Source organism: Altibacter lentus (assembly GCF_000746845.1).
Classification (GTDB): domain Bacteria; phylum Bacteroidota; class Bacteroidia; order Flavobacteriales; family Flavobacteriaceae; genus Altibacter; species Altibacter lentus.
Genome location: NZ_KN050846.1, coordinates 2,501,769 through 2,526,752, shown reverse-complemented (window position 1 = coordinate 2,526,752; position 24,984 = coordinate 2,501,769). Strand labels below are relative to the sequence as shown.

Sequence of the window (24,984 nt, the reverse complement as noted above, 5' to 3'; positions counted from 1 at the left end):
CGTACATATAACCACAATCTACATGAACTCCCATGATCTTCGTTATTCTTTTTATTGCTGCTTGTTTCTTAGCCTATAGCAACGGTGCAAATGATAATTTCAAGGGAGTTGCGACACTGTTTGGGAGTGGAACCACCAATTATAAAAGAGCTATCCGCTGGGCAACGGTCACTACATTTGCTGGCTCGATCGCAGCAATATTCCTGGCAGGAACACTGGTAAAGAATTTTTCGGGAAAAGGATTGGTGCCGGATGATCTTATACAGAACCCCGTTTTTGCAATCTCTATTGCTTTGGGTGCTGCATTTACGGTACTGTTGGCAACTAAGATTGGTATGCCCATATCGACCACACATGGGTTGGTTGGCGCGCTTTTTGGCGCAGGTGTCATGGCCATTGGACCCGAATTCAATTTTGAAAAACTTGGAAAAGCATTCCTAATTCCCTTGATCTTGAGTCCGCTCATGGCAGCTATCCTAAGTTTTATGGCGTATATCCTTTTCAGGAAATTGCGAAAGCGATTGGGTGTTACAAAAAAGAGCTGCCTTTGTGTGACTCAAAACAATTTGGCTGCACAAACTGCCAACTCGAATATGAGCCTTGCCATTGCTTCGCAAATTCAGCTTGCTTCTTGTGAAAGCGGATGTGTTGAAACCTACAAAGGAAAAATTTTGGGCATCACATCGCAAAGAGTTTTGGATACATTGCATTTTATAAGTGCGGGAATAGTAAGTTTTGCCCGTGGTCTTAACGACACCCCTAAGATCGTTGGATTGTTGATAATCATTAATACCATCGATATTCAGTGGGGAATGATCGCCGTAGCAGTTACTATGGCCGCAGGGGGACTCCTTAACGCCAAGAAAGTAGGGATCACTATGAGTAAAAAGATCACACCCATGAATCACGGACAGGGATTTACGGCTAATATGATCACCGGTATTCTTGTCACGACCGCCAGTGTTCACGGACTCCCGGTATCTACTACCCATGTTTCGGTTGGATCCATTTTTGGAATAGGTACCGTTACAAAAAAAGCAGATGTCAAGATGATTTCAAAAATATTGCTCTCTTGGGTCCTTACACTTCCTGCCGCTGCTGTTTTAAGTGCGCTTACATTTAAACTCTTGTCATCTATTTTGTAATTTAGAAGTCTTGTTTCCGACTTTTATCGAATAGTATACATGGAACGCTACATAGACATTTTTAAAGAATCCTATTCCGGTTATTGGAACTATCTCCTTAGTGAGGTCACTAGTTTTCACTGGGAAAATTATTTCTATGGTCTTCTCATCGTCTCTGCAGTGGTTTGGGGATTAGAACTGCTTTTCCCTTGGCGGAAGCAGCAAAAGATGTTCCGAAAGGATTTTTGGCTGGACACCTTCTATATGTTCTTCAATTTCTTTCTTCTCAATTTGATCGTGCTTATCTTCTTGTCCAATACGGCTGAAGCTATTTTCAACGATGTTTTGGCATTGGTGGGTTTGAAGGTGTCAAACTTCCAATTGTTGGACGTGGATGCACTTCCGTTCGGGTTGGGATTGCTTGTCTTTTTCCTCGTATCAGATTTTGTACAATGGAATACACATCGCCTATTGCACAGGGTCCCCTTTCTATGGAATTTTCATAAAGTACATCATTCGGTCAAGGAAATGGGTTTTGCTGCGCACTTACGCTACCACTGGATGGAACCGGTTGTATATAAATCCTTACTCTATATTCCCATTGCTATTATAGGCGGTTTCGACGCACAGGATGTTGCCGTCGTTCATTTCTTCGCTCTTACGGTGGGGCACCTCAACCATGCCAACTTAGGCTGGGACTACGGACCATTCCGCTATGTTTTCAATAATCCTAAAATGCACATCTGGCATCATGCTAAAGTTTTGCCAAAACACACTAAATACGGTGTTAATTACGGACTCACTTTAAGTATTTGGGATTATATTTTCAAAACGGATCATGTTCCCCATGACGGGCGGGACATAGAATTGGGGTTCACAGGTGATGAAACCTTCCCTAAAGATTTCTTTACACAGGAGATGTATCCGTTGAAAACCAGAAAATAATCTGCTGCGTATATAAAGCAGCTAAAAAAATACTATGTTTAGATTTATACGCTTACTACCCGCCTTATTTTTAATCCTTTCTCTTAGCAGTTGTAATTTATTCTCTGCGGCAGGACTCTCCTCACAGGGTCAACCCACAAAAGAAGTGAAAGGAGAACTTACCTCAACAACGGCAAATTCTGCCGTGAACGTGGATCATTCGCAATGGGACAAACTTTTAAAAAAACATGTAGGTCCCCAAGGCATGGTCGACTATAAAGGGTTTCAGAAAGATCGGGAAGCATTGAACACCTACCTTCAGAATTTATCTTCAAAGAATCCTACAGACGACTGGAGTGTTCAGGAGTTATTGGCCTATTATATCAACCTTTACAACGCATATACCGTAGACCTCATCTTGGACAACTATCCCGTAAAGAGCATCAAAGACATTGACGGTGCTTGGACCAAAGGAATCGTGCCTGTAGGAGATCGTGAACTTTCTTTGGGAGGTATTGAGAACGGCATCCTTCGAAAAATGGATGAACCTCGCATCCACTTTGCGATCAATTGTGCTTCCATTTCATGTCCTAAGTTACTGGACGAAGCCTATACAGCCGCCAAGATCAATGAACAACTGAACAGAGCTGCCAGAGAGTTCATCAACAGCGACAAGAACGATATCAGCCCGAACGACCCAAAGGTGTCATCTATTTTCGACTGGTACAAGAAAGACTATACGATTAATGGCGAACAAGACGTTATCGCCTATATCAATCAATACAGTAACACCAAGATCAATCCCTCTGCTACCTTGCAGTACAAGAATTATAACTGGGATCTGAACGATCAAGAATAGTCGTTATTTGCTTGGTTTCAGGAGCCGAATGCCTTGAAAATTTTTGTAAGTTTACCCAATGATCAGCATCATCATCCCGGTCCTTAACGAGGCGCAGAACATCCAGTCTGTATTATCACATCTCACTTCGCACGCATCTAAGGATCATGTTGCAGAGATCTTGGTAGTCGATGGCGGTAGCTCCGATGAGACCATAGCGATCACCCAACATTTTGCTAGAACGTCCTTATTTCCTGTTTCTGTAATCGCTTCGGAAAAAGGCCGTGCCAAACAAATGAACAAAGGTGCGAAGGTTGCTACAGGTAGCGTACTCTATTTTTTACATGCCGATTCCTTTCCGCCGAAACAATTTGACACATTTATACTCGAAGAGGTCGCTAAAGGAAATCCTGCGGGTTGTTTTAAAATGCGATTCGACAGCAACCACTGGTGGTTAAAGCTTGCCGGCTGGTTTACCCGTTTCTCATGGCGCGCCTGCAGGGGCGGTGATCAAAGTCAGTTCATCACGCAAGAGCTTTTCACAGACATCGGGGGATATGATGATCGCTTTATTATTTATGAAGACAACATTCTCATCAATGAGTTGTATGCCCGAGAGACTTTTGTAGTGATCCCGGAAGCACTTACCTCCTCCGCAAGACTCTACCGTGAAAAAGGTGTTTGGTTTGTACAATACCATTTTTTTATGATCTATCTAAAGAAATGGCTAGGTGCCGATGCTGAAGCGTTGTACCAATACTACTGCAAGCACCTTAAAGGGTCGCCCAAAACAATTCCTTCCTCTTCAAAAAAACCTGAAGAAATCTTTGTGGACCGCTAACTTTATGATTTTATAAACACTTTATCTATTGGGTTGGTTGTATTTTTCAGAAAACAAAAAAACCACCATTATGACCATTTTTGAAGCGATTAGAGAAGATCACGACATTCAACGTGCACTTTGTGACAAATTAAAGAAAACCGAAGGCAAGACCGAATTGCGAAAACAGCTGTTCCAGGCGTTAAAGCATGAACTTGACATACACGCCATAGCCGAAGAACGCCACTTTTATTCGCCCCTGATCCATAACGACATGATGCAGGAGCACGCCCGCCATGGAATTGCAGAACATCACGAAATGGACGAATTGGTCGAAGAGCTCGAAAAGACCGATATGGACTCACCGGGTTGGCTGGTGACGGCAAAAAAACTTTGTGAAAAGGTAGAGCACCATCTGGAAGACGAAGAGCACACCTTCTTCCAATTGGCAGGTAAAGTATTCTCAGAATCACAAAAAACGAGTCTGGCAAAGGAATACAAATCGGCTATGGAAAACGAACGCAGTGCTTAATCTTTAGCCTTGTAGCGCTCTTTGATCACATGTGTCACAGGTTTGTTTTGAGGAGTGAACTGTGCGTCTTGCATCCCTCCTACGTCTTCATGGTCTATAAACCATTTCCATAGAAAACCTCCTGCAAACCATGGTTCACCCCAAATTTCATTATAAAGTCCTTGCATAAGGTTTGATTGCGCCTCAAGGTTCACATCCTTGATCTCATGATCACTGTTCCAGGGTTCTTTGCCGGCGAAGTGCGTGCTTCGGTAGCCGTATTCTGTAAAAATGATCTTTTTATCAAATTGTAGTGCTACTGCTTTGAGTTCTTCTTTCCATGGACGCCATCCGGCCTGTGCCTCAAGAACCGTAGGCGTTTTTGCTTCGGAAACAGGAAAATAAGCATCCACCCCTATATAGTCTAATGATTCCCAGAACGGCACCCGTTTGTATTCGTCCCAGTTTGCCGCATAGGTTATTTTACCGTGATACTTTTGTCTCACTTCCGCAATAAGGGCTTTCCAAAATTCGGGACGATGGGCAATAAACTGTTCCAGTTCGGTGCCAATACAGAACATGGCAACGTTTAACTCCTGCGCTTGCTCCGCAAAATCGAGAATAAATTGCCTGTAGGAATCCTCCAGCTGCTCCCAATCGGCTTCAGAATTCATTTTTAAATACCCTGTAAATTCTCCGTGCCATATCCATATTTGTGGCTTTATCATAACCTCTATGTTATGCTCATGAAGTTTTTCGACGTATTGCTTAACGCCTTCCTTCCGCTCTCCAAACCACTGTCGGTCGGTATTGTAAACGATCTGCGGATGTTCGAGATCACGTAGAAAACCAAATGGCATGATGGCAGCGTAATTAGCATGCACCTCCACAACAGGCGTAATATGTTCATGCTGCACCGCATCGCGTGATGCGACAAAGCTTAAACCGCGGATCTTGCTGTCCTCCGGAATGGTCTGTCCGCAGCTTGAAGACAGCACTACCAGTAAAATGTAAAGCACGCCAATGAATCCTTTCATTTCTATGGTTTTACCGAAATGTACAATAAATTTTGATGATTTGTGCTTCCGCAGCCTGCAGTGTTTGAGGAGTGCACTACAGGCGGGAAGACTTAGTTTTTACTATTAAGTCGCCAATCGTATGGATAATAGGCAATCGTTAATTCTGCTGAAAGTTTTTCTCTTCGGAAGCTGTTTAAGAAGTCTATTTCGTTTTCCCGGGCGGTTACAAAATCCTCTTTATACCATTTGAAGATCTCTGAAAGTTCTACTTGGGATCCTTTTAATCTTATAAATTTAGGATCGTTCAAAGCCTGAACGGTTTGCCGCTGAAGTTGCGTTTCCAGTGCCGAAGGTGTATAAGCCTCGGAGATCAAGGGCGGGCACCCTATGGCACCACAAACCAGCACGAAGTGAAATCGGGGTTCATTGAACTTAGCGCGCAGCTTCTTGTTCTCAATATCATTTAGTGTGACCGAACTACCTGCCAGTTCAAATTTTTTCGTGTCGAAGAATCCCGATACATCCAGTGGGGACTCAATAGGATAGGCTTCAAGGACCCCTTTAATAACCGCCAGATTATAGGCATTGATCCAAAACGCCTGATAGCTCTTTGGATCCTGAGTAGATACACTAGTTGTTTTGGCTATAGCCAACAAGCGATCGAGTGATTCAGAATTCTGTGCCAGCGCAGAATAATCTACTTTTCCGTTAGCTACATAGGTTCCAAAAAAAGCATCAGCCTCATTAAAAAAAGACGACGGAGCCTGCGCTATTGCAGAATCATTACACACAGTAAAGAACAAGAAAAACGAAAAAAGAAGCGATCTCATTAATGTAATTATCCGTGTTTCACTATCGAAGACACACACTACTAACTTACAAAATTTTGGAAAAGTGCCCATTAAGAAAATTTTATCATGTAAGAAATCGGCATATCGCTGTAAACTTAGTACCTTACCTTTCGACTCACTTGTGTACTAAGTAACCTGTATGGAACATATCGTCATTATTGGCAACGGCATTGCCGGAGTCACTGCCGCCCGCCACATTCGAAAGCTCTCCGATAAAAAGATCACCCTCATCTCTGCCGAAACCGATTATTTCTTCTCCAGAACGGCTCTCATGTACGTCTATATGGGGCACATGCGGTGGGAAGACATAAAGCCCTACGAAGATTATTTTTGGGAAAAGAACCGTCTGGAGCTACGAAGAGGCTACGTAAAAAGCATCGTTCCGAAGGAAACTACCTTACTTTTTGACGATGGCAGTCACATGACCTACGACCAGCTAATTATCGCTTCGGGTTCCACCACCAACACTTTTGGCTGGGAAGGCCTGGAATTAGAAGGAGTTCAAGGGTTGGTAACCAAGGAGGATTTGGAAGCGCTTGAAAAAAATGCTCCCAATAAAAAGGTATGCCCACATGCAGTAATCGTAGGTGGCGGACTTATTGGGGTAGAATTAGCCGAAATGCTCCGTACGCGTGACATTGAAGTAACCATGTTGGTTCGGGAAAAGGCCTTTTGGACCAGTGTCTTACCACATGTGGAAGGTGCATTGCTATCGCAACATATTCAATCGCATGGGGTAAAGATAATACATGAAACCAATCTCGATAGAATCCTTGGCGACTCAAACGGAAGGGTTCGCGGGGTGGTAGTCAAGGAATCGCAAGAGGAGATTACCTGTAATCTGGTAGGTATTACCACAGGGGTAAAGCCAAACATTTCTTTCTTGGAAGGGTCCGGCATTGAGACAGATAAAGGTATCCTCGTAAACAGGAAATTGGAAACTAATGTTCCAAACATCTATGCTATTGGTGACTGTGCACAGCAGCGGGATCCCATTGGAAATCGGGCTGCGGTAGAAGCTGTTTGGTATACGGGAAGAATGATGGGTGAAGTCGTTGCACAAACCATTTGCGGAAAGGAAACAGCATACAATCCCGGACATTGGTTCAACAGTGCTAAATTCTTCGATATCGAATTTCAAACGTACGGTTGGGTACAACCCAGCTCCAAAAGGAAGGACTACGAAACTCAATTTCATTGGAAACACCAAGACCACACCAAATTTATCACTTTGGCCTATGATAAAAATGAAGGTACCTTTTTAGGAATCAACACCTTTGGTATACGAATGAAACATGAGGTATTCGATCGCTGGCTCACCGAAGATCGATCGATCGATTATGTAATGGACCACTTAAAAGAAGCCAATTTCGATCCTGAATTTTACGCACATTACGAGCACGAGATACGTTCGGCATTTAAAAATAAAACTGTAACCGCCTAAGCCATGAACACCATTCAACGAAATATGTCGCTAACAGGCGAACCACCCAAGACCATAAATACACAGCAAAAAATAGCGACCGTTATAGGGATGACGGGTCTATTTATTTTGCTGTTGGCAACCTTCAATGTAGATTTTCCTGCAAAGACGCTCTGGTTGAGTATTGCATTGGGAGCCATAAACACAGGAATTATTTGGTTTTCCATTGCCGCATATAGATCGAAACATGCAGGAATTAAGAATGACGGGGTTTATTTCAAATCCATTTCGGGCAGGGGTTATCTGGCCTGGGTGCTCGGTTTGGCACTTACAGGCTTTTATATCGTACTCTATTTCTATCCACAATATCTGGGACTGACTCGGGAAGGAGATAATACGGGACTTATCGCATTGTTCGATCCTTTGAGTTATCTCTTGAGCGGAAATCCTGCGAGTCAATGGTTTGTGTATGGTACGTTGTACACGATAGCCATTCTTGCTTTTGGGGTGAAGTTCATGTTGAAATACCGTCACAATCGCTACGAAAGACTTCGCACGCTTAGTGTGATGTTCTTCCAGGCATCGTTTGCCTTTCTCATTCCGGAGTTCATGGCCCGCCTTAATTCAGATAGTTTTTCATTACCTTATTACGATCTCAAGAATATCTGGCCACTCAATTATTATAATTTCGAGCAGTATCGGGTAGATTCATTTATTTCGGCGGGTGATATTGGTTTGGCGTTGTTGCTCTTCGGAATTGCTTCTATTTTTATTATAACTCCCATCCTCACCTATAAATACGGGAAACGCTGGTATTGCAGTTGGGTGTGTGGCTGTGGCGGCCTTGCGGAAACTGCCGGAGATCCTTTTCGGCACCTTAGTGACAAACGAATGATCGCCTGGAAGATCGAACGTTGGGTGGTACACAGCGTCTTGGTCTTTGTTATTGTAATGACCACTGCCGTAGTACACTCATATCTGGGAGAGGATGCCTCAAAATATTGGCTCACCAAAGATGTGTTTCTTCTTAGTGTTGGTGTATTCCTTACCTTACTTTTTCTTGGGATCTGGTTCTTTAAACGAAAGGAACTCGAAAAGGATGCACGCTATGGAGCCATAGGATATCTTACCATTATATTGATCTTGATCGGGATGCATTTTACCGCCGGAAAAACACTCTTCCTCTTCGATGCGGAAACCCTTCGGAGTTCTTACGGCTTTTTGATCGGAGCTATTTTTAGCGGCGTGATCGGAACAGGCTTCTACCCCATCTTCGGGAACAGGGTTTGGTGTCGTTTTGGGTGTCCTATGGCCGCTGTCCTCGGACTCCAGCAACGTCTTTTTTCACGTTTCAGAATAACAACCAACGGCGGACAATGTATCTCTTGCGGAAATTGCTCTACCTATTGCGAGATGGGTATCGATGTTAAGGCATATGCCCAAAAAGGAGAGAATATCGTGAGAGCAAGTTGTGTAGGCTGCGGTATTTGTTCGGCGGTTTGTCCGCGAGGTGTTTTGAAGCTGGAGAATGGTCCCTTGGAAGGTCGCATTCAAGGGAATGAAATACTCCTGGGTAATGATGTGGATCTTATGAAGTATGTGAACAAAAATTAGTTGTCAGCTTCAATAAATACCGGAGCCTGCTGAAATCGGTAGGTGGTATCGGTAAGGATCTTCGAAGCTTTGGTTTCCCAATTCATCAATTCGATATGGAATTGTTTGTTTTCTAAATCGAATACTTCAATGGCCAACCATTTGCCGTCAGGACTCCATCGGTGCCAACCTTGCTGAAGCGAATCATTTTGAGTTAATTTCCATTGCTTGGTGCCGTCCGGTGTTACCGCATAGAGTGATGATTTCCCGTCTTGCTTGGATTGATAGGTGATAAAATTCTCGCTAGGATGCCACATGGGTGGCCCGGCATGATAATTATGCCACAGGGCAGTAGTGTCGCCTTTGGGGTAATGTGTCAATTGGCGCATCCCGCTACCATCTACATTCATAATATACAATTCATCCAAATACCCACTATCCTTCTTGAAAGGTTGAAGCGCACCTCTAAAAACAATCTGTGTTCCATCCGGTGAAAAATTGGCATCGCTAAAATAAGGGAGATCGGGCATGATCGTATCAAGAACCTTTCCGTTGTAATCGATGATATAAAAGGCCGTATCCACGCTCTTATGCGGTTCTACAATGAGCTCACTTCCATTCTTTCGGGTGTTGATCCAGCTATCGGCAAGACGAAAATCAGTTAGCTTTTCCCATTTAGTTCCTTCAGAATTGGTACGATACAAAAAATACCAGCGATGCGTTGTATCCTTATCGGAGATAACATACAGATCCCTTCCGAAGGCATTGTACGTCCATTCCACACCCGGGAGCTTGGTTACGTTCTTCTTATCGGTGCCATCCAAACGCATGGTAAAGACCTCATAGTTATCCGCTTCCTCATCGAGCAGGACATTGTAGGCCAATTTATACTCAGGCACCTTTGCGGCAGCTGCTGTTTTAGGAGTAACTTGGTCCTTACAAGCGATCACACCGCACAGTAGGAATAAAAACAGGATGTATCTCATTGCGAATACTTTTCTCTAAAGTACATATTTTTTCGTTAGTAATAGTACCTTGCGCCGTCTAAGCCATTGTGCTTTTTTTTGAAACTGCACCTCAACAGTATCCATGAAGAACAAGATCATCGTGATCATTCCTGCATATAACGAAGAAGCTTCAATCGTGAAAGTGATAGCGGCTATTCCTGAAATCGTTTCCGAAGTAATTGTGGTGAACAACAATTCTACAGATGGCACTGAAACAGCGGCCAAAGAGGCCGGAGCGACTGTGCTTAACGAACCCAAAAGAGGTTATGGGCATGCCTGTTTAAAAGGGATGGAATATCTCTCTCGCTTAGAAGAAAAGCCGGATATTGTCGTGTTCCTCGATGGTGATTACAGCGATTATCCCGAAGAACTCACTTCTATCGTTGCCCCTATCTTAGAACAGGATATGGCCCTGGTTATAGGAGCCCGGGTTCCGGAACTTCGTGAGAAAGGGTCGATGACCTTTCCGCAGCGCTTCGGCAATGTATTGGCGACCTTCTTGATGCGTGTTTTTTTTGGGTCACGGTTTACAGACCTGGGGCCGTTTAGAGCGATACAATACAACAAGCTTTTAGCGCTCAACATGGAAGATAAAACGTATGGATGGACGGTAGAGATGCAGTTGAAAGCACTACGGAAACGTTATCGATATGTGGAAGTGCCTGTTCACTACCGAAACCGAATAGGTATCTCGAAAGTTTCAGGAACTTTAAAAGGTGCTATATTTGCAGGCATAAAAATTCTGAGTTGGATATTTAAATACAGCCTTAAAAAATGATTCTTGAGACCATTATCATCGCTATTTATTCTATAGCTCTCCTTCTCATATTCTTATATGCTCTGGCGCAACTCAATTTACTGTTCAATTATCTAAGTGCGCGTCGCAGGTGCGAAAAATACGCTGAAAAGTTCGATTTCTCCAATCCGGAAGAGATCCCGTTGGTTACCATTCAGCTTCCGGTCTATAACGAATTGTATGTCATGGACCGCTTACTGGAGAATATTGCGGGACTCGAATACCCAAAAGAAAAGCTCGAAATACAGGTATTGGATGATTCCACCGACGAATCATTCGATTCTACGGCACAACATATCGCCCAACTCCGTAAGACAGGCTTGGATATACTGCATATCACCCGTCCGGATCGAAAAAACTTTAAGGCCGGCGCACTCAAGGAAGGGCTGAAGGTCGCTAAAGGAGAATTTATAGCCATCTTTGATGCCGATTTCCTTCCGAAGCCTAATTGGTTAAAACGAACCATCCCTTACTTTAAAGATGCTGAAATTGGCGTAGTACAAACACGTTGGGGCCATTTAAACCGAGACTATTCTATTCTTACCCGTGTACAGGCATTCGCTTTGGATGCTCACTTCACTTTGGAACAGGTAGGACGAAACAGCAAAGGACATTTTATTAATTTTAATGGTACCGCCGGTGTATGGCGACGTGAATGCATTATGGATGCGGGTAATTGGGAAGGAGACACGCTTACCGAAGATCTGGACCTAAGCTATCGTGCACAGTTAAAAGATTGGAAATTCAAATATCTGGAAGAAGTAGAGACACCCGCCGAACTACCGGTAGTGATTAGTGCGGCCCGCTCGCAACAATTTCGATGGAACAAAGGGGGTGCAGAGAATTTTAGAAAGATGGCAGGGCGTGTTGTAAAAAGCAACAACGTCCCCTTTAAAACAAAGTTGCACAGTGTGTTACACTTGCTAAACAGTACCATGTTCCTTAATATCTTGATCGTGGCCATTTTAAGCATTCCCATGTTATATATCAAGAACGAATACGAACACCTCAAGTTGTATTTCTTTGTGATGAGCTTTTTCGTGATAAGCACCCTTATCTTCTTTATTTGTTATTGGTTTACATACAAGAACAGCTACGGAGGCGGACTTAAACGTTTCTTAACCTACACGGGCATGTTCTTCACCTTCTTTTCGATCGCGATGGGATTCTCTTTACACAATTCGATTGCCGTACTGGAAGGACATTTTGGCAAGAAAAGTGAGTTCATTAGAACGCCAAAATTCAATATAAGTTCGTTAAAGGACAGCTGGAAGGGTAACAAGTATTTAAAGAAGAACATTTCTCCAAACGTGATCTTTGAAGGTTTGCTTATGCTGTATTTTGGCTTCGGGATGTATTCTGCCTTTGTCGTAGGAGACCAGGGAGGTGATTTTGGACTCTTCCCTTTTCACCTAATGTTGTTTATTGGTTTTGGATTTGTATTCTTTAAAAGTCTAACGAGCAAGGTTTAGAACTCCACTTCAACTTCCATGGGAACACCTTCGCGCTCAACGGTGACCATTGCCTTCTCCCCTTTTTCAAACTTTGAAAGCGTTTTCATGTAGCTCATCATATCGGTAACGGGATGCGTTCCCATTTTAACCACCACATCGCCTTTTTGCAATCCTGCTTTTTGCGCCGGTCTGTCTTCGCTCACGCCATCGATGCGCATTCCTTTACCTGTGAAGAGATAGTCGGGTACCACACCTAACGTTACTTTGAAATCGGGAACGGCTTCACTTTCGTTCTTTGTTTTTCTGAACTCAAGTTTTCCTTTGGGATCGAGATCGGCGATGACACCAAAGATCAAATTGGCGACAGCTTCCATACCTTCATAATTCAATTTTTCAGGATCATCGCTGGGTTTGTGATAATCTTCGTGCTGTCCTGTAAAGAAATGGAGCACAGGAATATCAGCCAAATAGAACGAAGTGTGATCACTGGGACCAATACCACTTTCGTGCTCGGCGATGGTAAGATCTCCTTTGTTCGAAAACAAGGTTTGCTTAAAAATTGGGGACGTTCCTACCCCGTGTACAGCCACGGTTTTTTCGGCATTAAGTCTTCCCACCATGTCCATGTTCACCATATAACTCACCGTACTTATATCGATAGTTGGGTTCTTGACAAAATAATTGGAACCAAGCAGTCCCATCTCTTCGCCCGAGAAAGCGATGAACAAATAGTTCTGTTGGCTTTTTGTATTCTGAAGGCGCTTCGCCAGATCTAGTAAGACTGCTACACCACTGGCGTTATCATCGGCACCATTATGGATGGCCTTACCTTCACGATACAAAGAACCTTCACCTCCCATACCCAGATGATCGTAATGAGCTCCGATCACCACCGTAGTAGCTGCATCGTTGTCAATGAATCCAATAACATTGACCCCCGTTGTTGTACTATCAGATTTTAAGCCTGTAAATTCTACTTCCTCATGCGGATTCGCACTAGGGCGAAAAACAAAAGATTGGTAATAATCCCCGGTATATCCCTTTGGTTCTAGACCCAACTCCTTAAAACGTTTTGAAATATATGCTGCTGCTTCTCGTTCGCCTGTGGTGCCGGTTTCACGACCGTTAAAAGTGTCATCGGCCAATACAGTAACGTCGTCTTTCATAGAGACAGGCGATGCCTCATCTTTATTTTTACAAGCGATAAAGACTAGAAAAAGAAATACTATTTTAAATGCGCGCATATCATTACTTTTGCACAAAAGTAATGCATAAAATGAAAAATAGTCTATTGATCGCCGGATTGGTTCTGTTAATTTCTTGTAAAAACACTTCAGAAAAAGAAATAGAGAACACTTCGTCCGAAACTACAACCGAAACGAACATCACTGCTCAGGACACTTTGATCTATCCCGAAGAGGTCCATTTCAAATCCATACGCCAAGTCACTTTTGGCGGTGACAACGCCGAGGCATACTGGAGTTTTGACGACAGCAAACTGGTGTTTCAATCCAATTATAAAGAATGGGGCGTTGCCTGCGACCAAATGTTCCTTATGGATGCAGCGGCTTCGTTCAAGGATAAAAAACCGCCTATGGTAAGTACCGGAAAAGGCCGAACTACCTGCGCCTATTTTATGCCGGACAATAAACATATTGTGTATGCCTCCACACATTTGGTCGATGAGAATTGCCCCGAGGCACCCCTTCGGAAAAATGGAAAATACGTATGGCCTGTGTACGACTCATTCGATATTTTCGTATCGGACCTGGAAGGAAATATTACAGCGCAACTAACCAACGAACCCGGATACGATGCCGAAGCGACCGTTTCCCCTAAAGGAGACAAAATTGTTTTCACCTCAACCCGAAGCGGCGATCTTGAACTATATACAATGAATTTGGACGGAAGTGATGTAAAACAAATCACCAACGAACTAGGGTATGACGGCGGTGCATTCTTTTCTCCGGATGGAAGCAAACTTATCTTCCGCTCTTCCCGCCCAAAGACCGAAGAAGCCATTAAAGAATACAAAGATATGTTGGCCCAGGGGCTGGTGCAACCCACCGAAATGGAACTGTATATCTGTAACGCAGACGGAACCGGTTTGAGACAACTTACCAATCTGGGAAATGCCAACTGGAGTCCGTTCTTTCACCCCAGTGGAGAAAAAGTGCTCTTCTCCAGTAATTTTGAAGCCGAGCGTGGTTTCCCTTTTAACTTGTACATGATCGATCTGGATGGTAAGAACTTAAAACGGGTGACCCACGGGGAAACATTTGATGCTTTTCCTGTGTTCTCAAATGATGGAAAATACCTCGTGTTTTCCTCGAACCGAAACAATGGCGGCACCAGAGACACCAATCTCTTTATCGCCGAATGGCAAGATTAAATCATGCTGAACGCTCTAAAATCACGTCGGATCCCGCTCCTTTTTGCAGGACTGAGCGTGATATTTTATAGCGTTTTTGCCTATGACCTTGAGCGCTGGGACTTTGCCAGACTTGGATTGTTGTATGCGGCACTTTTCTTTCTTGCCTACAAGCTTATTCAAGTAGGCAGGGGAAATTACTGGTGGCTGGTAGGTTTTGGTGTGGCGTTCCGGTTGGTCTTTATGGGGGGACTTCCTAATTTGTCTCAAGATTTTTATCGTTTCCTGTGGGACGGCCGATTGTTGGCACAAGGGCTGAGTCCGTATCTATTCACTCCGGAAAGTTATATGCAACTCCCGTCTTCATTCGCGGCGGAAATACCGCAAGCCACTGAACTTTATAAAGGAATGGGAAGCCTAAATGCGAGTCATTACAGCAACTATCCGCCAATGAACCAACTGTTCTTTGCCATTGCTGCCGCGATCTCCGGAAGCAGCATTATAGGCTCTGTGATCACCTTGCGCCTGCTCCTTATCGTTGCAGATCTGGGGATTCTTTTTATAGGGCAAAGATTGCTTAAAAGATTGGCGTTAGATTCTTATGTGATCTTTTGGTATTTCCTCAACCCGTTCGTCATCATAGAGCTCACCGGCAATTTACATTTTGAAGGTGCGATGCTGTTTTTCCTTATCCTTTTCCTTTACCTTTTATACCGCGGCTTATGGCAATGGGCAGCGGCAGCCATGGCAGTGTCCATTTCGGTTAAATTGATCCCCTTGCTTTTTTTACCCATCCTTTTTAAGTGGTTCCAGACAGGAACATCCCGAACCAAAGGGGTGATGCAGTTACTGCTTTTCTACGGAATCGTTCTTGGCGCAGTACTCCTTAGCTTTTTACCCTTTCTTTCTTCCGAATTTATCTCGAATTTTTCAGCAACCATAGGCCTTTGGTTTCAAAATTTCGAATTCAATGCGAGTGTATACTATATCATTCGCTGGATTGGCTTTGAAACTGTTGGATGGAACATCATTGGAACTGCCGGAAAGATCCTTCCTATCATCGTCTTCATCGTTATAATATTACTTACTTTTCTTCGGAAGCATAGCTTGATCCCTCAATTGTGTGCCGGCATGTTATGGGCTGTTTCTGCGTATTTACTTCTGGCAACTACGGTGCACCCGTGGTACATCGCTACACCACTCTTATTATGCCTTTTCACTCCGTACCGATTTCCTATTGTTTGGAGTGTCTTGGTTGTTGTGAGCTATACGGCTTACGGAGCGGAAGGTTTTCAGGAAAAGTTGGGTTGGGTCGCCATAGAATATGTGGTTGTAATTGGATATGCTGCTTGGGAGGTTATCCTTCAGAATAAAAAAAGAAAACGGTTACAATTGTCACATTAAGCTGTAAAGACAGCATCACCATCTTTAAAACACTTGAATTCTATAATATACCCGTTTGGATCGCGAAGAAAGAACGATTTATGCGCTCCGGCTTCCCCGTTTAGAAAAGAGGTCTTGTCAATATGGAGAAAGTTTTCAGACTTCATCTTGGCATACAGGGCATTCCATTGTTTATCGTCCAGAAGGATCCCGAAATGGAAAGAAGGCAATACCGTATTCTCAAAGCTATAACTGGGGTAATCGAACTTGAATTTTCCCGATTTTGTAAACGTTAATTGATGGTCGAACAAATTGATATCGACCCAAAGCTTTGCTTTTCTTCCTGCTGAAGCGCCGAGGATTTGTGTATAGAACTTCTCTGTTGCCTCTATATGCATGCAGGGCAATGAAATATGAAACCGATTTTCCATAACGATTTAATTTGCACTATGGAAAGTACGAAAAAAACTTATTCGAAATCATCTTCTTCCGAAGATTCTTCGGCCATATCCATATCGGTATCTACAGTATCATCATTGTCATAATCGTCGTCTTCGTCGTAATTTTCCATGGTATCGGCAAGACGCTGACTCACTTTTACCAAATAGATGGTATCTTCGGTGCGTACCTCCACAGCTTCGATGATCTCATTTTGGGCATTTCGGAACACAACGATGTCCTTCCCTTTATACCCATTGGGATATTTCTCAACCAGGAGGTTCAAGATATCATTATTCAGTTTTTTATAATCCACAATGACTCGTTTCATAGTAGGGTTCATTTCTTTATCGCTTTTTTATTTTGAAGGATTGACACGAATGACGTCGTAGACATCTTTTCTACGGTCTTTAAGATTTTTTACGGCACCAAAGGAGTGCAGTTCCCGCAGCAGACTAATATCGACATCGGCCACAAGGATCATTTCGGTATTGGTGGTCGCTTCAGCCTTGATCCCATTGCTTGGGAAGGAAAAATCGCAAGGTGTGAATACTGCAGATTGTGCATATTGTATGTCCATGTTCTCTACGTTGGGTAAATTCCCTACGCTTCCTGCAATGGCTACATAACATTCGTTCTCGATGGCTCGCGCTTGTGCACACAAACGCACTCTCGAATAGCCGTTTTGGGTATCGGTAAGGAAAGGAACAAACAAGATGTCCATTCCTTCATCGGAGAGCAAGCGGGACAATTCGGGGAATTCAGAATCGTAACAGATGAGGATCCCTATCTTTCCGGCATCGGTCTCATAGGTTTGGATATGACTCCCTTGTTGCATCCCCCATACTTTAGCCTCATCCGGAGTGACATGGATCTTTTCGTACCGCTCTGTACTTCCGTCGCGGCGACACAGGTAACCCACATTATACAACTTATCGTCTACCAGTTCGGGCATACTCCCGGAAATGATATTTATATTATAAGAGATCGAAAACTCCGACAAACGTTTTTTCACCTCTTCGGTGTATTTAGCCAGTTCCCTTATAGCTTCTGCTTCAGACATGTGGTTGTATTCAGCCATGAGGGGAGCGTTGAAAAATTCGGGGAAAACCGCAAAATCACAACGGTAAGCTGAAACGCTGTCAATAAAGTATTCCACCTGTTGCATAAGGTCTTGAAAGCTGTTGTAAGGCCGCATTTGCCATTGTATCAACCCCAGGCGCACAATGGTCTTAACGGCACTGGGCTTCTTGATAGGTTTGGTGTAGTAGATATTATCCCATTCCATAAGGACGGCGTATTCTGCCGAGGCTGTATCGCCTTGCAAATACCCTTTAAGCACCCGCACCGGATGAAAATCGTTAGAGATCTGAAAATTCAATACCGGATCTTTAATTTCCTTATTCTTTACTTTTTCAATGTATAGTTTAGGAGAATATTCGTTTTGATATTTATGATAGTTAGGCATTCGTCCGCCAAAGACAATGCCTTTCAGGTTTAAATTCTCACACAATTCCTTTCTGTAATCGTACAACCGTCGGCCCAGTCGTAAACCGCGAAAGGTTGGCTTTATAAAGACATCGATCCCGTAAAGAACATCCCCATCGGGATCATGGTTTGCGAAGGTACTTCCTGTAATGATATCGGCATAGGTATGTTCATCGTCCACCGCATCGTAGTCCACAATTATAGAGAGCGCACATCCGGCGATTTGCCCATCGATCATGATCACAACCTGACCTTCGGGAAAAAGTGAGATAAGCTTCTCGATATGCTTCTTTTCCCAATAGGAATTGAGCACACCCCCGTAGGATTCTAGCGTTGCTTCCTTCAACGCTTCGTAGTCGTCGATGGACAAAAATTTTAGTTCAATATTTTCAATTTTAGAAAGTTCCATGATTACATCTCTAGGAGGTAGGCGAAAATAAGTGGCGCCACGATGGTCGCATCACTTTCAATAATGAACTTTGGCGTATCGATGTCCAATTTCCCCCAAGTGATCTTTTCGTTGGGCACCGCTCCCGAGTAACTTCCGTAGCTGGTGGTAGAATCACTTATCTGACAAAAATAGCTCCAGAAAGGTGTGTCGGTTCGTTCCATGTCCTGATATAACATAGGCACGACGCAAATAGGAAAATCGCCAGCGATCCCTCCTCCAATTTGGAAGAACCCGATTCCTTTTTCAGAATTATCCGTATACCAATCGGCTAGAAAAGTCATATACTCGATCCCGCTCTTCATGGTAGATGCTTTCAATTCGCCTTTGAGCACATAGCTTGCAAAAATATTTCCCATGGTACTGTCTTCCCATCCCGGGCAGATGATAGGAAGATTCTTTTCGGCCGCGGCATACATCCAAGAATCCTTAAGATCGATCTCATAATACTCTTCGAGCGCACCGCTAAGCAGCAATTTGTACATAAATTCATGCGGCAGATAGCGATCTCCTTTGGCTTCGGCATCTTTCCATATCTTGACTATGTGTTGTTGAATTCTACGGAAGGCTTCTTCTTCCGGAATACAGGTATCGGTTACCCTGTTAAGTCCCTTTTCTAAAAGGTCCCATTCTTGCTGAGGTGTGAGATCGCGATAGTTGGGAACTCGCTTGTAGTGTGAATGGGCCACCAGATTCATAATATCCTCTTCAAGATTGGCTCCCGTACATGAGATAATGTGCACTTTGTCCTGCCGGATCATTTCAGCAAAAATCTTCCCTAACTCGGCAGTACTCATAGCCCCTGCCAGCGAAACAAGCATTTTGGATCCCTGTTCAAGCTGGGTTTCGTATCCTTTTGCAGCGTCCACCAATGCGGCAGCGTTAAAGTGTAGGTAATATTTTTGAATAAATTCTGAAATGGCTCCTTTTCTAGTACTCATCTTCTTCGGTATTAAATTTTGAAATTCCTTTTTTCGGTTCGTGGAAGTTGCTTTCGTAATCGTCTCCTTCTTCGGTCCCTTCAAACTTATAGGTAAGCATTTTGTAATATAGTTTTGCCGCTACAAAATCTGAAGCTTTATCTACTTCATTTGGACATAGTTCTACAATGTCGAAACCTACCACGTTTCTTTCAGCAAAGACCTGCTTCAAGAAATCGAGGGTTTCGTACCAAAACAAGCCTCCGGGTTCGGGAGTACCTGTGGACGGCATGATGGAAGGATCCAAGGCATCCAGATCGAAAGTGATAAACACGTTCTCGCCCAAGGATTCGATCACTTTATCCACCCAATAATCGTCTTTGGCCATTTCGTGTGCAAAAAACACCTTCTCCTCGTCCATCACGCGCGTTTCTGCTACGTCCATGCTTCGGATACCCACCTGAATGAGGTTGGTAGTTTGACTTGCTTCATACACGGCGCAAGCGTGATTGCACTCGGAGCCTTCGTACTCCTTCCGAAGATCGGTATGCGCATCGATATGTAAGACCGTTAAATCGTCGAAACACTCGTTGAAAGCGCGAATGGTCCCTATAGAAATGCTGTGTTCTCCTCCAAAAATAGTTACAAACTTGTTTCTAAGGATGTATTCCTTGGTTTTTTTATGAACGGCATCCACCATTGCTTCAGGTGATGATTTTTCAGTCACCGGATCGGCAAGGTAGACTCCCTGCTTGTATACTTCGGTTTGGGTTTCGATGTCGTACAGCTCCATATTTTCCGAAGCATGTAGAAAGGCCTCAGGGCCTTTGTCGGCTCCTTTCTGCCAGGTGCTGGTCCCATCGTACGGAACCGGAATTAATACAATTTTTGAAGTCTCCAGGGCCGCATATTGTTGCGGGATGCCTGCATACGTCTTAGTGCTCATAACCTAAAATATTTAGCAATTGCTCGCTTGTTTGTTGATTAGAAAATAATTGAGTTGTGATGTTTCCATCGTTATCTTTATCGATCAATATGTGTTTTGGTGAAGGAATTAGGCAGTGTTGCAGCCCTCCGAATCCCCCAATAGTCTCTTGATAGGCGCCGGTATTAAAAAACCCGATATATAAAGGTTTTTCTTTTTTGAATTTAGGAAGATAAATTGCGTTCATGTGCTGCTCACTATTATAATAGTCGTCACTATCGCAGGTGAGTCCGCCCAACAATACCCTCTCGTACTCGTCGTTCCAGCGGTTCACGGCCAACATGATAAATCGTTTACTAATGGCCCAAGTATCGGGCAGCGTGGTAATAAAAGACGAATTGATCATGTTCCATTTCTCACGGTCGTTCTGTTGTTTTTGGTAGAGTACTTCATAAATAGCCCCGCCGCTTTCGCCTACGGTAAAACTTCCAAATTCTGTAAAGATATTCGGCACGTCCACATCAGCACTCTCGCAAGTAATGTTTATTTGATTCACGATCTCATCTACCATATACTGGTAGTCGTAGTCGAACGCCAGCGAATTCTTGATGGGAAATCCACCCCCGATATTAAGGCTGTCGAGGCTTGGACAGATCTTCTTCAAACGGGTATATACCTCGAGACATTTAAGCAGTTCGTTCCAGTAATACGCTGTATCGCGAATGCCGGTATTGATAAAGAAGTGAAGCATTTTCAGTTCCACCTTCTTATTGCTTTTTATTTGCTTCTCGTAGAAAGGTACTATGTTCTTATACCCAATTCCTAAACGTGATGTGTAGAATTCGAATTTCGGCTCTTCTTCGGAAGCGATCCGAATCCCAACCTTGAACTTCCCTTTAATCTTTTCACTTAGCAGGCCGATCTCTTCGTAATTATCGATGATAGGGATACAGTTCTTATGGCCGCTATTAATAAGTCGACCAATGTTCTCTATGTATTGATCCCGTTTGAACCCGTTACAGATCACAAAGGTTTTATCGGTTACTTTTCCTTCAGCTTTAAGGTTCTCAACGATGTCAATATCGAAGGCCGAAGAGGTTTCAATGTGAATATCGTTCTTTAAGGCTTCGTGAAGTACATGCTTAAAATGTGAGCTCTTTGTGCAGTAACAGTAATTGTAGTTTCCTTTATACTCGTGTTTTTTGATGGCTTCTGAAAACCATTTCTTTGCACGGTGTATGTTATCTGATATCTTGGGAAGGTATGTGAATTTTAACGGCGCCCCATATTCTTCAACCAACCCCATGAGGTCAATACCATGAAAATTAAGGGTTGTGTTGTTGAGAGTGAACTCTTCCTGAGGAAAATAATAGGTTTGATCGATTAAATCAAAATACTTCGTATTCATGCTTGTTGGTTATTGAAAATGAAAATTAGGAATAATTATGGAAATACTTCAATATATGGGAAGTATAACAAAAATTTAACCTCATTTATCACATGCGAAGAGGGTTCAACCAATAGGCCGACCGTTGTTGGAGAATTTCTACCCCGTTTGGACACAGGGACACGGAAGCTAGCTTTAGAATTCGGTTATCCGCCTGGCGGACTGTTTTTGAATATGACTTCCTAATCTTCAAAAACCCGAACATAGAAACAGGGTTCAATTTGTTCAGCTAAATGCGGGGCAAAAGAACTACTTTTTTTTGAATTCGGGTTTCTTTTTGAAAAAATTTTATCTAGAGACATTAAAGCATTCCGAAGAGCTCGATCTCCGCTTTTGTAAGATGTTTCCAGTTACCGCGCGGAAGGTCTTTTTTTGTGAGATGTGCGATCGTCACGCAATCGACACGTACCACATCATACCCTAAATGATCGAATATATTTCGAATCACACTGTTACCCATGTGTTTGATCTTAAGACCCACTTCGCGTTTTGGTGCATTGGTGACATAGCTCACCTCTTCCACCATCACCTCTTTGCCTTCAATGGTAAGTCCTTCGGATATCTTTTGAAGATCTGAAGCTTTTAAATTCTTATCCAGTTCTATGTGGAACAAGCGACTCATCCCTTTTTTGCTGAGCTTTTCCTTCAATTGATCGTCGTTGGTGAACAACAACAAGCCCGTTGCGTTTCTCCCTAAGCGACCTATGGGAGTGATACGTGCCGAAGTGGCATTGGCGACCAGATCCATGACCGTTTGCCCTTTGCTATCACTGGTAGTTGTGGCAAACCCTTTAGGCTTGTTCAACAAGACATAAGTGTTTGGCTCAGGATTGATGCGGCGCCCATCGAAACGCACATCATCACTTAACTGAACCTTGTAGCCCATTTCATTAACGATCTTCCCGTTTACTGTGACAAGACCTGTAGCGATATACGTATCTGCCTCGCGACGAGAACAAATACCGCTGTTGGAGATATATTTATTGAGTCGCATCCCGTCCGACTTCTTGGCAGACTTACTACCGCCGGTATTCTGCCTTCCGGACATCTTGTTTGTATTTTCTTTTTTGAAAGGAGCATTCCCTCTGGCACTGCTTCTTTTGCGAGTATTATCACCCCCACGACCTGAAGCTTTCCCTTTCCCACTATTATCTTGTCTGCTCATTATTATTAAAATTTTTTGCAAAGATACAGGAAGTAGCTGAAAGATAGAAGATGATCGTTCAAACAGTTTGGAAAATGTGTATGAATTTAGGAATTAGGAGTTAGGAACTAGGGATTAGTTATGCTTCATGGATGATTGATCTTCCGTATGATCTGTGAATTTCAGGGTAGATTGTCGTTCTCTATTCACGATCAAGGTAGTAATATCCGGACGTGAATAATGTCCCACCGGATCAAAATTTTGTCGTTCTTCCAGCACACGATTAAAATCAAGCGTTACATAGATGTTCCCTTCCTTGTTCAATACCGGTTTTACGATCCATTCTCCATCGGGCCCCACAATACAACTGCCGCCATTGGCTAAGGTTTTAGGTGCTTTTTCGAATATCTTTTCCAAATACGGGGTGCTGGATGGAAAATCTTCAATTTTCATAAGTCCTGAAACCGACACAACAAAGCTTCTGGACTCCAATGCTATAAAACGTGTAATATCCTTGGTGTTTCGCTCGCTGCCGGGCCATACGGCCACGTGCAGGTCTTCGCCCTGCGCGTAGAGCGCAGCTCTTGGCAGCGGCATCCAATTCTCCCAACAATTGAGACCGCCAACCGTAAATTCTCGTAGCGCATGGGTTCTAAGCCCGTTCCCGTCGCCGGGAGACCAGGTGAGGCGTTCATCGTAAGTGGGTTGTAACTTTCGATGCACAGATTGGATCGCTCCAAACGCATCTATGTAAACCAGCGATGCGTAAATACTATGCCCGCCGCGGTCTTGAGGGCGTTCTATGATCCCTAAATAAACGGCCATGCTGTACTTCTTCGCCAGTGTGCACACGTCCTCCAAATCTCCCTTTTCAATAGAAACAGCGTTTCGCACATAATGTGCGTGTAGCTCCTTGTTGATTTTGGTGTCCCATTCGGCGCCATCGGTTAGCGCGAGCCAAAAGGGATATCCCGGCAATATTCCTTCGCCAAAGACAATGAGATCGGTCTCCTTTTTGGCAGCTTTTTCTATCTGGTTTTTGATCTTCTGAAGCGTTTCTGCTTTATTCAGCCAAACAGGAGCGATCTGAGCCATGGCCACATGCAACAAATGATTCTTTTTCATATTATAAGATTCGGTTCAACAATACATCAATATCGATCAAAACGATACTAAAGACTCCTATCACTATAATAAGTTTCAGTAAGGTATGCAATAGTAAATAGTGTATCTTCTTTACAGATAACCAAAGAACCACGAGAAATACGCCTAATGCGAGCAGACTTCCGTAGAAATAAAAATACATATACCCTATTTCGAAAGTAGTAACCAATAACACAATAGGAACAAGGGTTAAAAAACTAAGAACGGTAAGCATGCGTTTCGACACTTTTTCTCCATACACCACCGGAATGGTGCGGTAATTTTGTGCCAGATCACCTTTTAGGTTTTCCAGGTCCTTCACCAATTCCCGCATGGAGATCACTAAGAATAAAAATGTGGCATGCACGAAGATCACCAGATCGAAATTCCGGTAATAGATAAATACGGCAAAGAAAGGAACGACTGCCAGAATAGCGGCCGTGATGTTTCCGATAAATGGATATTTCTTTAATTTATGAGAGTAGAACCAGATTCCGAAGATATAGATCGAAAAAAATACCACCGCCCTAAAAGAAACATAGCTTGCAAAAACAACCGATAAAAAATTAAAGATAAAGTAGGCCGATAACTTGGTGCGTTGTCCTACAAGTTTATCCAAAAGTGTTTTTCTGGGCCTATTGATAAGATCTTTCTCGCTGTCGTAAAAACTATTGATGATGTAGCCTCCTGCAATAGCAGATGCCGAGGCCAAAACCAGCATCAATAAATTAAGATCGAACAAGACTTGTTTTAAAGGTAGTTTTGGTGCGAGTATGTAAATGGAAGTGAGGTATTGAGCGATGACAATGATCAAGATATTATACCCCCTTATGATCGAAAACAAACTGAAAAACTTGAGTAGAACGTGTTTTTGTTTTCTCGTAAGCATCCCTTAGGGTCTTTTATAAAGCAACATG

The 24,984-nt window shown here is 43.3% G+C and carries 24 protein-coding genes; 11 read left to right on the top strand and 13 right to left on the bottom strand.

Going from position 1 to position 24,984, the window contains the following annotated elements; genetic code table 11:
• Window positions 1–32: 32 nt before the first annotated feature.
• The 5 genes from JS40_RS11725 to JS40_RS11705 all read left to right on the top strand — a co-directional run bounded on the left by JS40_RS11725 (window position 33) and on the right by JS40_RS11705 (window position 4,238).
• Window positions 33–1,145, top strand: coding sequence for an inorganic phosphate transporter (locus JS40_RS11725; protein WP_034260806.1), 1,113 nt, complete (start codon window positions 33–35; stop codon window positions 1,143–1,145).
• Between the two features lie 39 nt (window positions 1,146–1,184).
• Window positions 1,185–2,069 (top strand): sterol desaturase family protein, encoded by an 885-nt coding sequence (locus JS40_RS11720; RefSeq protein WP_034260804.1) that lies wholly within the window; start codon window positions 1,185–1,187, stop codon window positions 2,067–2,069.
• Window positions 2,070–2,103: 34 nt separating this feature from the next.
• Complete coding sequence (locus JS40_RS11715; RefSeq protein ID WP_034260802.1) at window positions 2,104–2,907, top strand: DUF547 domain-containing protein; 804 nt, start codon at window positions 2,104–2,106, stop codon at window positions 2,905–2,907.
• A 58-nt stretch (window positions 2,908–2,965) separates the two neighbouring features.
• Window positions 2,966–3,727 (top strand): TIGR04283 family arsenosugar biosynthesis glycosyltransferase, encoded by a 762-nt coding sequence (locus tag JS40_RS11710; RefSeq protein WP_051957580.1) that lies wholly within the window; start codon window positions 2,966–2,968, stop codon window positions 3,725–3,727.
• Window positions 3,728–3,797: 70 nt separating this feature from the next.
• Entirely contained in the window at window positions 3,798–4,238 is a 441-nt protein-coding gene (locus JS40_RS11705) for a hemerythrin domain-containing protein (RefSeq protein WP_034262433.1), read from the top strand.
• On the opposite strand, the gene JS40_RS11700 is transcribed toward JS40_RS11705, so the two are convergent.
• Both JS40_RS11700 and JS40_RS11695 read right to left on the bottom strand, forming a co-directional pair.
• The gene (locus JS40_RS11700; protein WP_034260800.1) at window positions 4,235–5,254 is read right to left on the bottom strand and encodes a glycoside hydrolase family 113; all 1,020 of its coding nucleotides are present in this window, start codon (window positions 5,252–5,254) and stop codon (window positions 4,235–4,237) included. The genes JS40_RS11705 and JS40_RS11700 overlap by 4 nt on opposite strands.
• Before the next feature lie 92 nt (window positions 5,255–5,346).
• Entirely contained in the window at window positions 5,347–6,066 is a 720-nt protein-coding gene (locus JS40_RS11695) for a DUF547 domain-containing protein (protein ID WP_034260798.1), read from the bottom strand.
• A gap of 160 nt (window positions 6,067–6,226) precedes the next feature.
• On the opposite strand from JS40_RS11695, the gene JS40_RS11690 reads away from it, so the two are divergent.
• Together JS40_RS11690 and JS40_RS11685 are read left to right on the top strand one after the other, a co-directional pair.
• A complete protein-coding gene (locus JS40_RS11690) occupies window positions 6,227–7,531 on the top strand; it encodes an NAD(P)/FAD-dependent oxidoreductase (protein WP_034260796.1) in 1,305 nt (434 codons plus the stop codon).
• 3 nt (window positions 7,532–7,534) lie between these two features.
• Window positions 7,535–9,124 carry a 4Fe-4S binding protein gene (locus JS40_RS11685; protein ID WP_034260794.1) on the top strand — a complete coding sequence of 530 codons (1,590 nt, stop codon included), beginning with the start codon at window positions 7,535–7,537 and terminating at the stop codon, window positions 9,122–9,124.
• Here the strand turns inward: JS40_RS11685 and JS40_RS11680 are convergent.
• A complete protein-coding gene (locus tag JS40_RS11680; protein WP_034260792.1) occupies window positions 9,121–10,089 on the bottom strand; it encodes a TolB family protein in 969 nt (322 codons plus the stop codon). The two genes, JS40_RS11685 and JS40_RS11680, sit on opposite strands and share 4 nt — an antisense overlap.
• A 103-nt stretch (window positions 10,090–10,192) precedes the next feature.
• Between JS40_RS11680 and JS40_RS11675 the strand changes: the two genes are divergently transcribed.
• Window positions 10,193–10,888, top strand: a complete 696-nt coding sequence (locus tag JS40_RS11675; RefSeq protein ID WP_034260790.1) for a glycosyltransferase family 2 protein — start codon at window positions 10,193–10,195, stop codon at window positions 10,886–10,888.
• Window positions 10,885–12,378, top strand: a complete 1,494-nt coding sequence (locus JS40_RS11670) for a cellulose synthase family protein (protein WP_034260788.1) — start codon at window positions 10,885–10,887, stop codon at window positions 12,376–12,378. Before JS40_RS11675 ends, JS40_RS11670 begins: the two co-directional genes overlap by 4 nt.
• Here JS40_RS11670 and JS40_RS11665 read toward each other — a convergent pair.
• Entirely contained in the window at window positions 12,375–13,604 is a 1,230-nt protein-coding gene (locus JS40_RS11665; protein WP_034260786.1) for a M20/M25/M40 family metallo-hydrolase, read from the bottom strand. The two genes, JS40_RS11670 and JS40_RS11665, sit on opposite strands and share 4 nt — an antisense overlap.
• A 32-nt stretch (window positions 13,605–13,636) precedes the next feature.
• Here JS40_RS11665 and JS40_RS11660 point away from each other — a divergent pair, with 32 nt between their 5' ends.
• Window positions 13,637–14,752, top strand: coding sequence for a TolB family protein (locus tag JS40_RS11660; protein ID WP_034260784.1), 1,116 nt, complete (start codon window positions 13,637–13,639; stop codon window positions 14,750–14,752).
• 3 nt (window positions 14,753–14,755) lie between these two features.
• Window positions 14,756–16,135: an MptA/MptB family glycosyltransferase gene (locus JS40_RS11655; protein ID WP_034260782.1), complete on the top strand. Its 1,380-nt coding sequence runs from the start codon at window positions 14,756–14,758 to the stop codon at window positions 16,133–16,135.
• Here JS40_RS11655 and JS40_RS11650 read toward each other — a convergent pair.
• The 9 genes from JS40_RS11650 to JS40_RS11610 all read right to left on the bottom strand — a co-directional run bounded on the left by JS40_RS11650 (window position 16,132) and on the right by JS40_RS11610 (window position 24,956).
• Window positions 16,132–16,545 (bottom strand): VOC family protein, encoded by a 414-nt coding sequence (locus JS40_RS11650; protein WP_034260780.1) that lies wholly within the window; start codon window positions 16,543–16,545, stop codon window positions 16,132–16,134. The genes JS40_RS11655 and JS40_RS11650 overlap by 4 nt on opposite strands.
• A 38-nt stretch (window positions 16,546–16,583) precedes the next feature.
• A complete protein-coding gene (locus JS40_RS11645) occupies window positions 16,584–16,883 on the bottom strand; it encodes a hypothetical protein (protein ID WP_034260778.1) in 300 nt (99 codons plus the stop codon).
• 27 nt (window positions 16,884–16,910) lie between these two features.
• Window positions 16,911–18,449, bottom strand: a complete 1,539-nt coding sequence (locus JS40_RS11640) for a carbon-nitrogen hydrolase family protein (protein ID WP_034260776.1) — start codon at window positions 18,447–18,449, stop codon at window positions 16,911–16,913.
• Window positions 18,450–18,451: 2 nt separating this feature from the next.
• Complete coding sequence (locus JS40_RS11635) at window positions 18,452–19,429, bottom strand: deoxyhypusine synthase family protein (RefSeq protein ID WP_034260773.1); 978 nt, start codon at window positions 19,427–19,429, stop codon at window positions 18,452–18,454.
• Window positions 19,419–20,354 carry an agmatinase gene (gene speB, locus JS40_RS11630; protein WP_034260771.1) on the bottom strand — a complete coding sequence of 312 codons (936 nt, stop codon included), beginning with the start codon at window positions 20,352–20,354 and terminating at the stop codon, window positions 19,419–19,421. Before speB ends, JS40_RS11635 begins: the two co-directional genes overlap by 11 nt.
• Window positions 20,344–21,741 (bottom strand): arginine decarboxylase, encoded by a 1,398-nt coding sequence (locus JS40_RS11625; RefSeq protein ID WP_034260769.1) that lies wholly within the window; start codon window positions 21,739–21,741, stop codon window positions 20,344–20,346. Before JS40_RS11625 ends, speB begins: the two co-directional genes overlap by 11 nt.
• A gap of 340 nt (window positions 21,742–22,081) precedes the next feature.
• Complete coding sequence (locus tag JS40_RS11620) at window positions 22,082–22,945, bottom strand: pseudouridine synthase (protein WP_034260767.1); 864 nt, start codon at window positions 22,943–22,945, stop codon at window positions 22,082–22,084.
• Between the two features lie 114 nt (window positions 22,946–23,059).
• A complete protein-coding gene (locus JS40_RS11615) occupies window positions 23,060–24,049 on the bottom strand; it encodes a carbon-nitrogen hydrolase family protein (protein WP_034260765.1) in 990 nt (329 codons plus the stop codon).
• Between the two features lies 1 nt (window position 24,050).
• Window positions 24,051–24,956, bottom strand: a complete 906-nt coding sequence (locus JS40_RS11610) for a geranylgeranylglycerol-phosphate geranylgeranyltransferase (RefSeq protein ID WP_034260763.1) — start codon at window positions 24,954–24,956, stop codon at window positions 24,051–24,053.
• Window positions 24,957–24,984: the final 28 nt, after the last annotated feature.

Coding starts and splice junctions, on each gene's coding strand:
- JS40_RS11725 (WP_034260806.1), top strand. CDS start 33: ATGATCTTCGTTATTCTTTTTATTGCTGCTTGTTTCTTAGCCTATAGC.
- JS40_RS11720 (WP_034260804.1), top strand. CDS start 1,185: ATGGAACGCTACATAGACATTTTTAAAGAATCCTATTCCGGTTATTGG.
- JS40_RS11715 (WP_034260802.1), top strand. CDS start 2,104: ATGTTTAGATTTATACGCTTACTACCCGCCTTATTTTTAATCCTTTCT.
- JS40_RS11710 (WP_051957580.1), top strand. CDS start 2,966: ATGATCAGCATCATCATCCCGGTCCTTAACGAGGCGCAGAACATCCAG.
- JS40_RS11705 (WP_034262433.1), top strand. CDS start 3,798: ATGACCATTTTTGAAGCGATTAGAGAAGATCACGACATTCAACGTGCA.
- JS40_RS11700 (WP_034260800.1), bottom strand. CDS start 5,254: ATGAAAGGATTCATTGGCGTGCTTTACATTTTACTGGTAGTGCTGTCT.
- JS40_RS11695 (WP_034260798.1), bottom strand. CDS start 6,066: ATGAGATCGCTTCTTTTTTCGTTTTTCTTGTTCTTTACTGTGTGTAAT.
- JS40_RS11690 (WP_034260796.1), top strand. CDS start 6,227: ATGGAACATATCGTCATTATTGGCAACGGCATTGCCGGAGTCACTGCC.
- JS40_RS11685 (WP_034260794.1), top strand. CDS start 7,535: ATGAACACCATTCAACGAAATATGTCGCTAACAGGCGAACCACCCAAG.
- JS40_RS11680 (WP_034260792.1), bottom strand. CDS start 10,089: ATGAGATACATCCTGTTTTTATTCCTACTGTGCGGTGTGATCGCTTGT.
- JS40_RS11675 (WP_034260790.1), top strand. CDS start 10,193: ATGAAGAACAAGATCATCGTGATCATTCCTGCATATAACGAAGAAGCT.
- JS40_RS11670 (WP_034260788.1), top strand. CDS start 10,885: ATGATTCTTGAGACCATTATCATCGCTATTTATTCTATAGCTCTCCTT.
- JS40_RS11665 (WP_034260786.1), bottom strand. CDS start 13,604: ATGCGCGCATTTAAAATAGTATTTCTTTTTCTAGTCTTTATCGCTTGT.
- JS40_RS11660 (WP_034260784.1), top strand. CDS start 13,637: ATGAAAAATAGTCTATTGATCGCCGGATTGGTTCTGTTAATTTCTTGT.
- JS40_RS11655 (WP_034260782.1), top strand. CDS start 14,756: ATGCTGAACGCTCTAAAATCACGTCGGATCCCGCTCCTTTTTGCAGGA.
- JS40_RS11650 (WP_034260780.1), bottom strand. CDS start 16,545: ATGGAAAATCGGTTTCATATTTCATTGCCCTGCATGCATATAGAGGCA.
- JS40_RS11645 (WP_034260778.1), bottom strand. CDS start 16,883: ATGAAACGAGTCATTGTGGATTATAAAAAACTGAATAATGATATCTTG.
- JS40_RS11640 (WP_034260776.1), bottom strand. CDS start 18,449: ATGGAACTTTCTAAAATTGAAAATATTGAACTAAAATTTTTGTCCATC.
- JS40_RS11635 (WP_034260773.1), bottom strand. CDS start 19,429: ATGAGTACTAGAAAAGGAGCCATTTCAGAATTTATTCAAAAATATTAC.
- speB (WP_034260771.1), bottom strand. CDS start 20,354: ATGAGCACTAAGACGTATGCAGGCATCCCGCAACAATATGCGGCCCTG.
- JS40_RS11625 (WP_034260769.1), bottom strand. CDS start 21,741: ATGAATACGAAGTATTTTGATTTAATCGATCAAACCTATTATTTTCCT.
- JS40_RS11620 (WP_034260767.1), bottom strand. CDS start 22,945: ATGAGCAGACAAGATAATAGTGGGAAAGGGAAAGCTTCAGGTCGTGGG.
- JS40_RS11615 (WP_034260765.1), bottom strand. CDS start 24,049: ATGAAAAAGAATCATTTGTTGCATGTGGCCATGGCTCAGATCGCTCCT.
- JS40_RS11610 (WP_034260763.1), bottom strand. CDS start 24,956: ATGCTTACGAGAAAACAAAAACACGTTCTACTCAAGTTTTTCAGTTTG.